General features: G+C 65.0%; 20 protein-coding genes and 1 tRNA gene. 5 read left to right on the top strand and 16 right to left on the bottom strand.

Features of this window, described 5'->3' with window-relative positions; genetic code table 11:
- The first annotated feature begins 56 nt into the window (after positions 1 to 56).
- Positions 57 to 962, top strand: coding sequence for an NUDIX domain-containing protein (locus D514_RS30445; protein ID WP_031205969.1), 906 nt, complete (start codon positions 57 to 59; stop codon positions 960 to 962).
- A 30-nt stretch (positions 963 to 992) separates the two neighbouring features.
- Here the strand turns inward: D514_RS30445 and D514_RS30450 are convergent, their stop codons facing one another.
- From D514_RS30450 to D514_RS30465, 4 genes are all read right to left on the bottom strand, one after another.
- Entirely contained in the window at positions 993 to 2,411 is a 1,419-nt protein-coding gene (locus tag D514_RS30450; protein ID WP_017830149.1) for an HNH endonuclease signature motif containing protein, read from the bottom strand.
- A 63-nt stretch (positions 2,412 to 2,474) separates the two neighbouring features.
- Entirely contained in the window at positions 2,475 to 2,846 is a 372-nt protein-coding gene (locus tag D514_RS30455; protein WP_017830150.1) for an RNA-binding S4 domain-containing protein, read from the bottom strand.
- Positions 2,846 to 3,514, bottom strand: coding sequence for a lysoplasmalogenase (locus tag D514_RS30460; protein ID WP_017830151.1), 669 nt, complete (start codon positions 3,512 to 3,514; stop codon positions 2,846 to 2,848). The genes D514_RS30455 and D514_RS30460 overlap by 1 nt, the downstream gene beginning before the upstream one ends.
- 50 nt (positions 3,515 to 3,564) lie before the next feature.
- The gene (locus tag D514_RS30465; RefSeq protein WP_017830152.1) at positions 3,565 to 4,020 is read right to left on the bottom strand and encodes a hypothetical protein; all 456 of its coding nucleotides are present in this window, start codon (positions 4,018 to 4,020) and stop codon (positions 3,565 to 3,567) included.
- A 319-nt stretch (positions 4,021 to 4,339) separates the two neighbouring features.
- Between D514_RS30465 and D514_RS30470 the strand changes: the two genes are divergently transcribed.
- From D514_RS30470 to D514_RS30485, 4 genes are all read left to right on the top strand, one after another.
- Positions 4,340 to 4,416 (top strand) — tRNA-Pro (locus D514_RS30470).
- Positions 4,417 to 4,524: 108 nt separating this feature from the next.
- Entirely contained in the window at positions 4,525 to 5,241 is a 717-nt protein-coding gene (locus tag D514_RS30475) for a hypothetical protein (protein WP_017830153.1), read from the top strand.
- 49 nt (positions 5,242 to 5,290) lie between these two features.
- Complete coding sequence (locus D514_RS30480) at positions 5,291 to 6,115, top strand: DUF5343 domain-containing protein (RefSeq protein ID WP_144053040.1); 825 nt, start codon at positions 5,291 to 5,293, stop codon at positions 6,113 to 6,115.
- Entirely contained in the window at positions 6,112 to 6,591 is a 480-nt protein-coding gene (locus tag D514_RS30485; protein WP_017830155.1) for a TIGR02391 family protein, read from the top strand. Before D514_RS30480 ends, D514_RS30485 begins: the two co-directional genes overlap by 4 nt.
- 62 nt (positions 6,592 to 6,653) lie before the next feature.
- Here D514_RS30485 and D514_RS0119485 read toward each other — a convergent pair whose 3' ends face one another.
- The 12 genes from D514_RS0119485 to D514_RS38745 form a co-directional block, all read right to left on the bottom strand.
- Positions 6,654 to 7,292 (bottom strand): site-specific integrase, encoded by a 639-nt coding sequence (locus tag D514_RS0119485; protein ID WP_017830156.1) that lies wholly within the window; start codon positions 7,290 to 7,292, stop codon positions 6,654 to 6,656.
- Complete coding sequence (locus D514_RS30490; RefSeq protein WP_017830157.1) at positions 7,289 to 7,573, bottom strand: hypothetical protein; 285 nt, start codon at positions 7,571 to 7,573, stop codon at positions 7,289 to 7,291. Before D514_RS30490 ends, D514_RS0119485 begins: the two co-directional genes overlap by 4 nt.
- Before the next feature lie 24 nt (positions 7,574 to 7,597).
- Entirely contained in the window at positions 7,598 to 7,894 is a 297-nt protein-coding gene (locus tag D514_RS30495) for a hypothetical protein (protein WP_017830158.1), read from the bottom strand.
- Between the two features lie 5 nt (positions 7,895 to 7,899).
- The gene (locus tag D514_RS30500; protein WP_017830159.1) at positions 7,900 to 8,184 is read right to left on the bottom strand and encodes a hypothetical protein; all 285 of its coding nucleotides are present in this window, start codon (positions 8,182 to 8,184) and stop codon (positions 7,900 to 7,902) included.
- 14 nt (positions 8,185 to 8,198) lie between these two features.
- Entirely contained in the window at positions 8,199 to 8,873 is a 675-nt protein-coding gene (locus D514_RS30505; RefSeq protein ID WP_017830160.1) for a recombinase family protein, read from the bottom strand.
- Positions 8,870 to 9,022 (bottom strand): hypothetical protein, encoded by a 153-nt coding sequence (locus D514_RS38990; protein WP_017830161.1) that lies wholly within the window; start codon positions 9,020 to 9,022, stop codon positions 8,870 to 8,872. Before D514_RS38990 ends, D514_RS30505 begins: the two co-directional genes overlap by 4 nt.
- Positions 9,023 to 9,173: 151 nt before the next feature.
- The gene (locus D514_RS30510; protein WP_017830162.1) at positions 9,174 to 9,380 is read right to left on the bottom strand and encodes a hypothetical protein; all 207 of its coding nucleotides are present in this window, start codon (positions 9,378 to 9,380) and stop codon (positions 9,174 to 9,176) included.
- Entirely contained in the window at positions 9,377 to 10,219 is an 843-nt protein-coding gene (locus D514_RS30515; protein ID WP_144053041.1) for a hypothetical protein, read from the bottom strand. The genes D514_RS30510 and D514_RS30515 overlap by 4 nt, the downstream gene beginning before the upstream one ends.
- 187 nt (positions 10,220 to 10,406) lie before the next feature.
- Entirely contained in the window at positions 10,407 to 11,681 is a 1,275-nt protein-coding gene (locus D514_RS30520; RefSeq protein WP_017830164.1) for an AAA family ATPase, read from the bottom strand.
- Positions 11,671 to 12,318, bottom strand: a complete 648-nt coding sequence (locus D514_RS30525; RefSeq protein WP_017830165.1) for a hypothetical protein — start codon at positions 12,316 to 12,318, stop codon at positions 11,671 to 11,673. The genes D514_RS30520 and D514_RS30525 overlap by 11 nt, the downstream gene beginning before the upstream one ends.
- A 62-nt stretch (positions 12,319 to 12,380) precedes the next feature.
- Entirely contained in the window at positions 12,381 to 12,599 is a 219-nt protein-coding gene (locus D514_RS30530) for a hypothetical protein (RefSeq protein WP_017830166.1), read from the bottom strand.
- Between the two features lie 284 nt (positions 12,600 to 12,883).
- Complete coding sequence (locus D514_RS38745; protein ID WP_186004842.1) at positions 12,884 to 13,279, bottom strand: HNH endonuclease; 396 nt, start codon at positions 13,277 to 13,279, stop codon at positions 12,884 to 12,886.
- Between the last annotated feature and the right edge of the window lie 5 nt (positions 13,280 to 13,284).

Below are 13,284 nucleotides of genomic sequence, written 5' to 3' on the forward strand. Positions count from 1 at the left end.
TCCGGCGCGTGTCGCGCCGTGGTGCCGTGATCCCGATGCTGTGAAAGGCTGAGGGGGTGACTGTCGTACCTCCTGCCTCCGGTGAACCGCGTCGCCCTGAGGGGCCGCGAAATCCCGGCGATGCCTGGGTGATCGCGGAGTCGGGGGAGAAGTATTGGGGGCGCTTCGGCGCCGCCGGTCTTCTCGCCTACGACCCTGCCCGGGGGATCCTGCTGCAGCATCGCGTCTCGTGGAGCCACTTCGGGGGAACCTGGGGGCTACCGGGAGGCGCGCTGCACGAGGGGGAGAGCGCGATCGCCGGAGCCATCCGTGAAGCTCAGGAAGAGGCAGGCGTCCCGGACGGGGCGGTGCGAGCCCGGTTCACGAGCGTTCTCGACCTGGGCATCTGGTCGTACACGACCGTCGTCGCCGATGTGCGGGTTCCTTTCGAGCCGGTGATCAGCGACCCGGAGAGCGTCGCCTTGGAATGGGTGCCGGTCGATCAGGTCGATTCTCGACCGTTGCACCCCGGCTTCGGAGCGTCGTGGTCGGCGTTGAGGACGCTGCTCACCGTGCGTCCGGCCGTCGTGGTGGATGCCGCGAATGTCGTCGGATCCGTTCCGGACGGCTGGTGGAAGGACCGCGCAGGGGCGGCGGCTCGTCTGGGGGCTCGGCTGGAGGGACTGGCGGTCCCTGCGGACGACCTGGATCTCGGGGGTGACGAGTGGTTCCCCGAGGTGTCGATGGTGGTCGAAGGGCAGGCCCGAGGAATCGATGACGATGCGAGCGCCGTCGCCGTCATCCGGGCGGAGGCCGCGGGCGACGACGCGATCGTCGCCGAGGTCGAACGCCGCGTCACCGGCGCGGAGACGGTCATCGCAGTGACCAGCGACCGGAAACTCCGCGAACGAGTGGAGCGCGCCGGTGCCGGTCAGATCCGATCCGCAGGATGGCTTCTCGAACTTCTCGCGGCGCACGGTTGACTTCGTCTCCGGCTCCGCGGACACGGTGGTTCAGACGAACATCACGCGTCGGGGTGGCGGGTCGACGTAGTCGCGGCCCAGGGGGCTGTGCCAGGTGACGCTGCCGTCTTTCTCCTGCCGGGCGGTCCAACGATGCGGGCCGGGCACGTCCGGATGCTTGAGCGTGTGGTGACCGCGGCAGAAGTGGCCGAGGTTGTCGATTCTGGTCTTCCCGCCCTTCGCGTGATCGTGATTGTGGTCGATCTCGCAGCGGTGGACCGGCATACGACACCCGGGGAACCGGCAGTGCTGGTCGCGCGCACGGAGGAACCGTCGCATCCGCTCGGTCGGTGTGTAGGTGTCGGTCTCGACCACCATGCCGGTCGGGTCGAGGAACAGGCGGCTCCAGCCGGTGTTGCGACCCGCGAGGTCGCGGGCGATGTCGGGGTGAAGCGGGCCGTGTCCGTCGAGTTCCGCAATCTTGTCGTCGGCGCCGGCGAGCGTGGTCGCCGCGACGGTGACTTGAATGCGGGCCTGGATGCCGTCGAGGCCGTCGCCGTTCGCGACGCTGGGGTCTGCGGTGAGGAGGAGATCCGTGAAGAGGTCGGCTTCCGTCTGCGCCCACGTTCGCGTGTCGGTCGGGAAGTGCTCGACCTCGGGGTCGGTGGCGAACGTGTCACCCCGGGTGCTCGCGATGACCCTGTCGTCGAGCAGGTCGAACGCGGGGTCGTCGAGCGAGAGATCTTCGGGGCGGATGCCATCGACTTCGTCGAACCACCAGGGCAGCGGCACGATGTCGCGGTCGCTCCGAGCGCGCACGACCTCGCGTGTCATGCGGTTCAGCCTGTCGGAGATCGCGGTGGCGATCCACTCGGGGAGCACTGCGGTGAGCAGGGCCAGCCCGTCGTCGAGGGACTTCACGGTGACGCAGCGTTCTTCCGCGGCGCGTCGGTGCCTCTGCACGACGGTCTCGCCGACGAGCGCGGCCGCGACCTGGCGCGCATGAGCCTTCGTGCGCGCTGCCGTGTCTTGTTCGGCGACCACGAGCACCGCCGTCTCAAACAGGCTCATGACCGCGGCATCGACCTTCTTGTTGCGGACGGCTTCGGCGACGATCGCGCTCGCCCTGGCGATCTCGCGCACGTGCCCGGCGCTCACGGCGCCTTTCGAGAACGCGGCGCGGACGGCGGGGAGAGAGGTGTGCAGCGCCTGGGCATCGGCGAAGGCGAACTCCACCGAGCCTTTCGACACGTGCCCGGCGGCGGAGAACTCCGCGATCATGGAACGGTAGATCGCCTCTCGGTGGAAGGGGCTCGCGGTGACTTCGGCATCGTGCAGGTCGATCTGCTCGGTCAGCAACTCTGCGGCCTCCGCTTCGAGCGCGGCGATCCGACGTCTCGTCGTGACCCAGGCATCCAGGACGCGACGTCGCCCGTCGAGTTCGAGGTCGAGATCGGTCGTGTTCGCCATACCTCTATTTTAGAACATAGGTTCGAATCGAGGAAGGTGAGGCGGGGTATGAATGCCGAGATATCAGGTCAGGCGCTCGTCGTTGCGCCCACGAAGCTTGTCGATGTCGCGACGCTCTCGCTTCGTCGGACGCCCGGCCCCACGATCACGAAGACCCAGGGCGGCTTGAGGCTCGCGCTCGGGCGTGCGGTCTTCGTAGGCGAGTGCCGCGACCGGTGCTCCGACGCGCTTGACGAGGAGCTGGCGAACGATAAGGATTCGATCGAATCCCGCGATGCGGATGCGCAGCTCGTCGCCCACGCGAATCTGCTGCGCCGCCTTCACCTTGTCGCCGTTCACCCGTACATGCCCTGCGCGGCATGCTGCCGTCGCGGCCGAGCGCGTCTTGTAGACACGGATCGCCCAGAGCCAGCTGTCCACACGTGCGGCATCCATCAGGAACTCGTCCTCCGCAGGGATACGAGTGTGCCCGCGATGATCAGGCCCTGGCCGATCACGTAGGTGAGCATGACCGTAGGGCTGCTCCACGACGGCAGGGAATCGGGGAGGAAGAGGCGGAAGGCGAGGATCGTGTCGCTCGCGAGGAAGAACGCCCCGCCGACCGCGACGAGGGGATGGCAGCGCGTCGAGAAGGCTGCGGTGGCGCCGAGGACGAGTCCGTAGAGGGCGACCGCAACGAGCAGGCCGCCGGTGTGCGGACCGAGGGCAGCGATCATCGCGACCCACCAGGCGGCGTACACGAGAACCCACCAGGGCATCCGCCGGGTCGACAGGTGTCGGACGAACAGGAGGATGTATGCCACGTGCGCGATGCCGAAGAACAGCAGCATCAGGGGCAGCTCGGGGCCGGCGGGGAAGAACGCCCCCGCTCCGTCGCCGAGCCAGGAGAACAGCAATGCCGCGAGCAGCATGAACACCGTGATGCGTGGAGTGAGATGGCGGGCCACGACCAGCACCGGAATGGCGAGCATCGGCATCAGGAGCAGCTTGGTGGGTGCGGCGAATGAGTTGTCCGTGGCCAGCAGGACTACGTGGACGATCGAGATCACGACGAACGGCAAGAAGGCCCACGTGAGCGAGAGGGACGGGGCGCGGCGCTGCATCCCTCCATCGTAAGTTGACGTCCGTGACGGGCTCTCGGGGGCCGCGCTGGTCACGATTCGACGGTGACCTGAACGACGCTGTCGTCCACGCCGAGATGCACGGCGGGCCAGTATCCCTCGGGGAAATGCTCGCCGCAGCCGTCGATGAGGTGCAGGACGACCGTGCCGTCTGCGGCGGCCTCGATCGCTTCGATGGTGAGGTCGGATGCGGCGTCGTCGAGCTCGTGGGCTTCGGGGGCGCTCGTGCTGAAGTTCGTGACGACCGCATCGGTCGCGATCCGCCTCATGACGTGCAGTCGCTTCACCGTGTCGCGCAGCCGGGGGAGGAGTGGGGCGACCTCGTCGGTCGTCGTGCCCTCGAGCATGAGCTCGAGCTCGGTGCCCTCGACAGAGATCGTGCCGACGAACCAGTCGTGCGTCAGGACCGTGCCGTCCGTGAGCTCCGAACGGGCGCGCGTGAACGTGCCGAGCTCTGGGTCGTCGATGGTCGAAGTCTCGTCGCTCATGCCTTCACGCTAGCGGCTTCTCAACGGTGACGATCCCGCGGCGAGGTCGAGGACCACGAGAGTGTGACCCGGCTTCAGCTCTGTGCTGGCGGTCGTGTTTCCAGCCCCCGTCGCTCAGCACCGGCCAGAGGCATTGGCGACCGGCCACTGGCCACGCCGCCGCCGGTGAGCGCATGCCGCACGTCATCCCCGGGCGGTCGTGATCGTCGCCATGCCGCGACGCTACGTCGGGCATCCGACACTCGCAAGGCCTCGGTTCGCGGAGGGGCCGAGGATGCGGCTAAGATAGTGGAGTTGCCTGCGCGAGAGTGCAGAACAACGGGCTGTGGCGCAGCTTGGTAGCGCACTTGACTGGGGGTCAAGGGGTCGCAGGTTCAAATCCTGTCAGCCCGACCAGATAAGGCCCGGAAACTCGCAAGAGTCTCCGGGCCTTCTGCATGTCCGGGAAACACCAACCCCTCCAAAACCCCTCCCGTTGTCCACAGCCTCTGCCAGGATGACCCTGTGGCGTGGGACTGGAACATGTTGTGGTGGTGGGTTGCGGATGATGCCGTGTGGGAGTGGCTACGCCCGCTCGGTGCCGCATTGCTCGGTGCGATCGTCGGTGGCTCGTTCGCTCTCTGGGGTCAGATTCGCGCCGGTCGCGAGCAGGCTGTGAGAGACACTGCCACCGCGGATCGCGCTCGGGCCGATGCCCTCCGCGATCAATCACGAGCGGAGGCAATGCAGCTGTTCACGGACTTTACTGAGTTGCATCGTGACATTCGTAATACGCCGTCGACGTTCGCGGACTGGGCCGACAGTCGACACTGGGTCCCAAAGTGGCGGGATCTGTGGACTGACGATCGCAGTCTGGACATTGAGGTACGCGCTCGCCTGCTGACTGATGAAGATACTCGGGCGCAGGTGCAGACGGTCGTCTACTACCTCGATCGGGCGGCTCGCTACGCGGCTACGGGTCCCGGGACATATAGCCCCCATGGCGGTTTCTCGATCCAGTACTACGTGAAGCACCTCGCCGATGAGGGTGTCGCTGTCGTCGGTGCCTACCTGCGCGGCGAACCACACGCCACGCTAAGAGAGGCCACCTGGGTGAACCTTCGGAAAGTGGAGGCGGCTTATGACGAGTGGGAGGAGTATGAGGTCGAACGAGCCGAACAAGCTGCAGCTGCCGAGGCGGAGAGTGACCCCGAGCGACCAAACTCAGAGTCGACGCAATAGTTGTAGCAGCGAAGCACGCCGGGACAGGGTTAGGTGATGCTGCAACAGCGTGATCACCACGGGAACGGGGCCGATCGCAACTGCCCACGCCAAGGCGTGGCTACCCTGGGGTGATCGCATGGTCTGCGATAATGCGGACATTCCGCTACCGCCGCCGATGGAGGACACCTTGGCCAACACCTATCCCTACATCTCTGGCCCCGGCGCGCTGGTGAAGACCCTCGAACAGTTTCGGAAGTCGTTTCCCGCAACCGTCGATGCCGCGTATTTCAAGCGCATGGGTATAGCGCCGGGCAACGAGTCTTATCTGATCAACATCCTTCGTTTCCTCGGAGTTATAGACGACTCCGGCGCGAAGGTTGATGAGGCTGCCAACGCCTTCTATGGAAGCGATGAGCACTTTCATGAGGGTTTGACGGAGCTGCTCCGGGACGCGTATAAGCCCGTCTTTGACGAGCTCGGACCTGACGCCTGGAACGCGAGCCGCGAGTCGCTCTCCCACTGGTTTCGCATGGTCGACAAGACCACTGATCTGATCGGCGGTCGGCAGGCATCGACCTTCCTCACCCTGGCGGGTGTATCCGGGAACGGTGCGCCTGTGCAGGCGAATTCGAGCGCGAAAACCACACCGAGGACGCCCCCGAAGACGCCCGCCAAGACCACGTCAACGAAGAAAGCGGCGAACGCTACGAAGGCCGCGGATGAGGTACAGAAGGAGCGCTCCGGCGGGTTGACCGTCAATGGCGGTGGGACGGGCGATGGGGGTGCGATCGGGCTGTCCGTCCGTATAGACATCAACATTCCGGTCGGAGCGACGGCCGATGAGTACGACGCCATGTTCGCGAGCATCAGGAAGCACTTGTACCCGGCGTGAATCTCGACGACCTCGAACTTCTTGCGCGCTCCTATCCTGTAGTAGCGATCGAAGCCGAAGAGCGCCCCGCAGACCTGCATCCGTTCGAGGTGCGCAACATCCATCCGGACTTACCCGCCAAGGTGCGAAGGCAGTACGACGACGGGTACTTCGCTGATGCGGCGCTCACCGCGTTCAAGTTCATCGAGCACGAGGTCAAGCGCCTAAGCGGACTGCGTCGGATCTTCGGCAACGCCTTGATGATGAAAGCGTTCGACGAAAATGATCCAAAGCTCCGACTCAATTCGGGAGATACGGACTCGGATCGAGACGAGCAGTTCGGATACCGCTACATCTTTGCGGGCGCCCAATCAGGAATTCGGAATCCGCGCGGCCATGAGGTGGACCTGCCCGATGATCCTGACATGTGCCTAGATCATCTGTCGGTCGCATCCGTGCTCCTACGCAAGCTGGACGCTGCTGGACTGAGAACGTAGATCACTACAATCAAGCCCCGCCCGGACCTGTAAGCGAGAGGGCTTGAAGCAGAGTGCCGGGGCTACGCAATCACGTGCACGGACGCGAGCATGCTGCCTGCTGCGATGTGCGCAGAGAACGCGGTGCGGTGAGCGCTGAAGTCGCGCGGACGGACGTGCGCGTAGACCTTGTCGGTGATGGCGTAGCTCGCATGGCCCATCGCCCGGGATAGTTCGTGCATGTCGAGTGCGCGAGACTCCAGCGCGAGCGTAGCGAAGGTGTGGCGCAGCTCGTGGAAGTGGAGGCCGTCGAGTCCAGCCCGCGTGGCAGCAGGCTTGAACGTGTAGCGATAGAAGCCCTTGGGGTCGAAGGCGCGCTCGTAGCTCAGCTTGTTGTGGCCCGGCACCTTTCCCGGCCACAGTCCGGCCTCCAGGTTGTCGCGGTGCGGGTGCTGGCGGAGGTGGACGCTGAGATCGCGCAACAGGCCGTCGTCCAGGATCGGCACATCACGCACGGCCCGTGCAGTCTTCGGAGTACCGAGGACGTAGCCCTTGCTGGTGTGGGTCATGTTCCGGCGCACCTGAACCTCACCCCGGCGTAGGTCGATGTCGCGGATGCGCAGCGCAGCTACCTCGCCAATGCGCAGCCCGGTCAGAGCGCCGAACCGCACCAACAGATCGTACGGCGGCTGGGCCGTCAGCTCGGCAGCCAGCCGATTCACCTCTTCCACCGACAGGAAGCGCGCTTCGGCAGTGTCAGCCTTCGGCTGAGGTGGGCGCTCGCAGCGATCATCGCCTCCGCCGCCTGCCGGAAGGTCTTCGAACGGCCGGAAAGGTGCTCCGTCGAGTTGCCGTCCGCAAGCTCGTGCTCGATCTTGGCGAGGTGACGCTCAGCCTCGCGCTTCACGTAGAAGGTCTTCTCCTTGAAGGTTCCCGATTGCGGACGCCACTTGACGACGTAGGCGGTGCCCTTCGAGGTCTCCTTGGTGGTGATGTGTGCCATGTCGTGCTCCTTGGTGAATGAGAATCAGAGGTTGGGGCGGGCCGGTGTGCGGTACTCGCCGGGGAGGGCGCGGGCGAGTCGCTGTGTGTAGGCGAAGGTGCCGACCTTCCAATGCAGCTCGCGATGGGTCTGCCAGATGAACTTGCCCCAGACGCGGATGCGGCCGCGCTTGCGGTTGATCGAGACGATGACGACGGGGCACTCGTCGTCGACCACGATGACGTCGCCGGGTTGGAGGCGCTGCGCCTCGACGGGAGCCGTTGCGGGGCGCAGGTTGTACCGCGTGCCGAGCGTCTTCCGAGCCGGGAACGGGCGGTGCACGGGGATCACTCCTCTGGAGCCTCAGGAACGGCGCGGAAGAACGACTTGTCCAGAGCCAGGTAGCCCGAGCGCCCGATTGCCCACGCTGGCAGGGTCACGCCGAGCAGGTTGCGGACGACGACCCGCACCATCGGCGGTGAGAACGTGGCGGCAGACGGCTGAAGCCGGACAACCTCGACAGGGTGGCTCGGCTCCTTGGTCTGGAGGTTGTGGCGGGCGTAGATAAGGTCGCCGACTTCGAGGTCAGCGACGGCGACGGTCGCGCCGGGTGTGTAGGTCTGCTGGGACATGTGGTGCTCCTTGTTCAGGCGGCGGGTGCCGCTGTGGTGTCCTTGGTGAGGTTGGCGGTGAGGCGCTTGTGCACCTTCGCGACGGTGTTGACGGTCCAGGCCTCACCGGTCGCGGTCGTGAGGCCTTCGGCGTTCATCGCTTCGGCAGTGCCGGCCAGCGTCAGGCCCGAGCGCTTGAGCGCGAGCAGGCGGTCGCCCGTGGCCGTGGGTAGTGCGGAGAGACGACCCATGTGCTTGCCCTGTCGAGCCGCGGCCTGCATCGCGGCCGAGGTGCGTTCGCCGATGATGCGGCGTTCCCACTGAGCGACGGACATCATGACGTTGGCGATCAGTTCGCCGGTCGGGGTGGAGGTGTCGACGCCCAGGTCGATGGCGACGAGGGACCAGCGGCGTGCTCGGGCAAGCTCCAGGACGCCTGCGAAGTCGGGCACGGAACGGCTCAGGCGGTCGAGCTTGGCGACGACCAGGCCCGCAACATCGCGCTTCCTCGGGTGCAGACGGGCGAGCGCAGCTTGAAGCTCGGGCCGGTCCATGTTCTTCGCGGACTTGCCCTCGTCCACATACCAGGCGATGTCCCAGCCGTGGCTGTCGGCGTACCGCTGGATGGTGTCGCGCTGAGCCTCCAGGCCGAGTCCGGACGCGGCCTGCTCTTCGGTGCTCACCCGCAGGTAGCCGATCATCGTGGTCATCGATCCGTCTCCTCGAAGTCGTCGTTGACCTGGCCCGTGAAGTTCTCGCGGAGCATGGCGTCGAACTGTTCTCGCGCGTCCAGCGGCATGTAGATGAGTTCCGACATCTGCTTGAGCAGTGCATCGAACTCGGGGTTCTGATCGAACATGGGGTCTCCTTGGTATGGCGTCAACCTATGTTGACGAGAGAAGAATGCCTGAAGGGTCCCCTTATGGCAAACGTGGCCGGTCAGAGATGATTTCACGGCGTGGCTAGGTGGCCATATGCGTGGTCGGCGAGGTCATCCCGCACCCGGAGGGCTAGGGAGGGATATCTTCACCAGGCGACCCCTCCTCGCGTGGCTCCGTCGTATCTGCGTGGCGGGCCATGACCAGATCGAACAGACGCCGGGCGTAGATCTCGGCTTCGAGCCAGAGATCGGGGTCGTCCGCGACGATCAGGAGACGTTCGATGCTGATACCGAGTTCCCAGCGACGGCGGACGCGGTCGAGCTTGTCCGCACTCATCTGCGCTGCCGCTTCCGGGGCTGGCTCATCGTGGCCTCGGAGTTGCGGACGTGCCGGTCTCCGGCCTGGTTCGCGTTGCGCTCCCGCTCGGCGCGTCTCACGCGCTGCAGCTCGGCGTCCTCGCGGTCCTGCTGTTCGGCCATCGCTGTGTCGTCATCGCTCCGACCGCCCGCACGACGCGACCTCGCACTCGCCGGAGCGCCGCCAAGGGTCTCGCGCTCTGCTGCTTCCATGCGGGCGCGTTCGACCTGGCTCAGAGCGTGCTTGGGGTCGCGGCTACGTGCGCGCTCGACCTCTGCGAACACCGCTCGGTCGTGACGGTTGCCTTGGTATGCAGCGTCGGGGTCTCGCGGCACCAGCGGTGCATCGTCGTCTTCGATCACCACCGCGTCCACGATGTTGGAGTCGTCGTCATCCGCAACGTCTACGAGGGCATCCCCAACAAAGTCCAGGAACGACTTCGGCTGCTCTACGCCGATCTGCAACACGGTCTTCTCGGATACACCGGCGCGGTTGAGCAGGTCTTGCGCGATCTTCGTGCGGAGGTCGATGTTCACTTCGGGGTCGGCCATGAACTCGACGAGCATGTCAGCGGCGTATCCAGACGCCTGGGCGATGCGCTTCGCGGCGGCGGTCTTGGCAACGCGAGTCGCTGATCCGTGCCATCGGCACGACCGCATGCCTAGGGCGCAATAGCGCTTGCAGCGCTCGCCAGTGCGCTTGCTGATGGCGGGGCACTGACGCTTGCTCTCCATCAGGTGCGCGTCGTTCAAGGGGCTGTGCCGTTCAAGGGGACGCTCCTGCCGGTCGTCCTTGCCGTTGTTTTGCTGCTTCGTCATGTCATCTCTCCAACTCGCGTTTCGTGGTCTTCTTGTGATGGTTCGTTGTGTGTGAACTAGGGAGTGTGATCCCTGACTGAACGGTTCATACTCAGAGGCCTACGGATGTTCTCCGGTGAGTGTGTGTCCCTTACGGGGATCACACACACTCGACCGGTGTGAACCCGGACGTTGGTTCGCACTGGGGTCACACTGGGTTCGCACTGCCGGTCTCCTTGTCCTCCGTGGTGACGTTGAGGCGACGCTTGCGCGGATCAATGGCACCGGGGCTGTACAGCTTGGAGTTACGCGGCCCGGGGGCTTCGTCCAGCCATCCGAGGCTCACCGCGTAGGCGACGGCTTCGCGCTTGGGGTTGGGCTTGGTGCCGGGGAGCTGCGCCTGAAGCGCCATCGCGGCGACCGGTTCGCCAGCGGTGGTCACGGCTTCGTACGCGGCGTAGGCGAGCGACACCTTGCGGTCCTGCGAGGGCGTCGAACGCTGACCCGTGAAGCGGAGCTTGCGGCTGCCGGACTCCATCACGAGCCCGCCGAACGGCGCCACATCGACATCACGCCCAAGCGCGGCCAGGTAGCGCGGCTCATCGAAGCGCCCCGAGTAGGACCAGATGACGTCCGCCCAACCTTCCTGCCTGGAAGCACCCCGCCCGCGCAGCAACCGGCCCGCGTTGAGCTCGTCGCTGTCGGCGGTCGCAGTCTCGCTGACGTGGTGGACGAGGATCACGGTCTCGACCCCAGCGCGACGCTTGATGCGGTCGATAGCCGCGAGCCAGGCGCTGAGTTCGGTGTTGCTGTTCTCCTCTCCGGTGTACAGAGCTGAACGGGGATCGAGCATCCACACGCTGACGCGGCGCTCGCTGAGCCACTCCACGGCCCAGTCCTCTACACGATGAACATCGAACGGCATCATGTAGCCACGCAGGTGCAGCGGATAGAAGTCTTCGGGCCTCGAGAAGTCGAAGTCGTGGAGCCAGGACTTTGCCTGGCGCTCGGCAAGCTCCGCATTCCACCAGGCGATGGAGCGGCCCTCTGCGATGGCGTTGACGACGAAGTGCCCGAACAGCGGCTCGCCGGACAACATGCTGTCGGCGGTGTTGATGAGGAGTGAAGTCTTCCCAGACTTCGCCACCGCGTTGAGGACTGCGTTGGCACCCTCGAACAACAAGCCTTCGATGATCCAGTTGAGTGGTTGATCCGGCTGCTGCATCTGCTCAGCCCACGATCCTTGGACCGGTGGCTCCTCCCAGCCCTCGGCCGCGAGGAGCGCCTTGGCATCGCGAGACGCCCGCAAGTATTCCAGCTGGTTGCGAACAGTGACCTCGAACTCCGCTTCCGCAGCCTTCGCCAACACCTCCTCTCGTTTGGCGGTGATGTCGGCGACAGAGCGCTTCGACGACAAGGGCTTCGGCGACGCAGGCTGAAGGCCGGTCGGGGTGATCTTGAACGTGCGATCCTTAGCGGCCATATCCGGCCCTCCGGTTCGCCTTGAGAGTGAACCGACTCGCGCACTGCAGGAGTTTCGTGACGTTGCAGACCACGGCCTCATCCACCGCGTACCCGGCGGCAAGATGATCCGCGACGTCCTTCAAGCCGCCCCACGGCCCGCGTGCACGACGGAACTCGATTTCGCCGCCATACCCAAGCTTCACCAAGTGGTCGTGCCGCATCACGGCGTCGTGCGCACCGATAGACGGATCTTCGACGTCCTTGTCCACCCAGATGATGACGCGCGGAGCCTCGTACAGCCAGGCCATCTGTTCGAGGGTGACCTTGTTCGCACCCTGGTGCACGCTCGTCGCTGCGTACCCGAGCTTGATTAGCTCGTCTGCATCTTTCTCTCCCTCGGTTGAATGGACGGTCTGACCGGTTCTGATCGCTTCCAGAGTGGCCGGCAGGTTGAAGATCAGGAGATCAGCGCCGGGCGGCTTGCCAAACCCTCCGATGCCTCCAAACCGATGCGGGTCGTAGTACTTGAAGGTTTTGCGGCGTTCGCCGGGGCCTGCGTTGTCAATGGCGTAGCGGACCTTCTGGAAGGCAAGCCGTCCGTTCTGGTCGGTGAAGTCGTATCGACAGACCTCGCGTTTGTTGCGTGAGTCGTTCATGGATTTTCCTTCGATGCGGAGCGCTGAGGCCTTGGCGACGCTCGGAGAGAGGGTCGGGTAGGTCAGTGCTCGGCGTCGACGGAACGCGCTGCGATAAAGGCGCGAATCTGTGCCCCGGTGTGTCGGACCGCGGCACCGGAAAGTCGAACGCAGCCGAGACGCTTCGCCTGTCGCGCGTCCGCGACTTGTCGCGGTGAGAGGGTCAGCAGTTCGGCGGTCTCATCGGTGGTGTAGAGCCGGTCATCGTCGAAGATGCGCTTGGTGGAGTCTGATGCAGACATTTCCGGAATCCCTTCGGGATCGAGCCGAAAGGTCTACAAACAACAAAGGCCGAGTGCAGAACCCTTCGACATGAGTTGTCGTTGGAAAGTTCTGCTGCTCGGCCAGGTTCGGTGCGGATTATTTGCTCTCACTCAGGGGAACACGACTGTGTGTCGCTGTTGATCCTGACGGCCGTAGCTGCCTTCTCTTCTGGTCGCTTGCGCCTTGCACCTCTCATTGGAGATGTTCGGGGCAGCGTATTCAGTTGTCGGTGCTCCGGGACTGCCGGAGCGAGATCACTCTACTACGAGGACTGTCGTGGCAGGATCGGGGTCTGTCGTCTTCTCGGTCCACGCACCCAGGCAAGGTTGGAAGCTCGGCAGTTCTTCCGGTCGCCGTCGAGGTGGATGACCTCACGGTGTCGGTAGCGCGGTCTGGGAATGGGAACGAACGCGCGGGCAACCAGGATGGCCACGGGCACCCAGGGGGACTGCCGCTGGGTGGGCTTGCTCACGTCTACACAGAGCACTCCGCCGACGACCCGTGACTTCAGTCGTTGGCCGTCGCGCTTCGTGTAGATCCATCCGTTGGCGTCCGCGCGTAGACCGGCGAACCCCGGTATCGAGCGCCCGGCCTTGGCGCGAGAGTAGGGTTTCTTCGTCGCAATCACGGGCAAGTTCATCCCGGCGACATCCTTCATGTTGT

Source organism: Microbacterium sp. UCD-TDU (assembly GCF_000340625.1).
Classification (GTDB): Bacteria; Actinomycetota; Actinomycetes; order Actinomycetales; family Microbacteriaceae; genus Microbacterium; species Microbacterium maritypicum.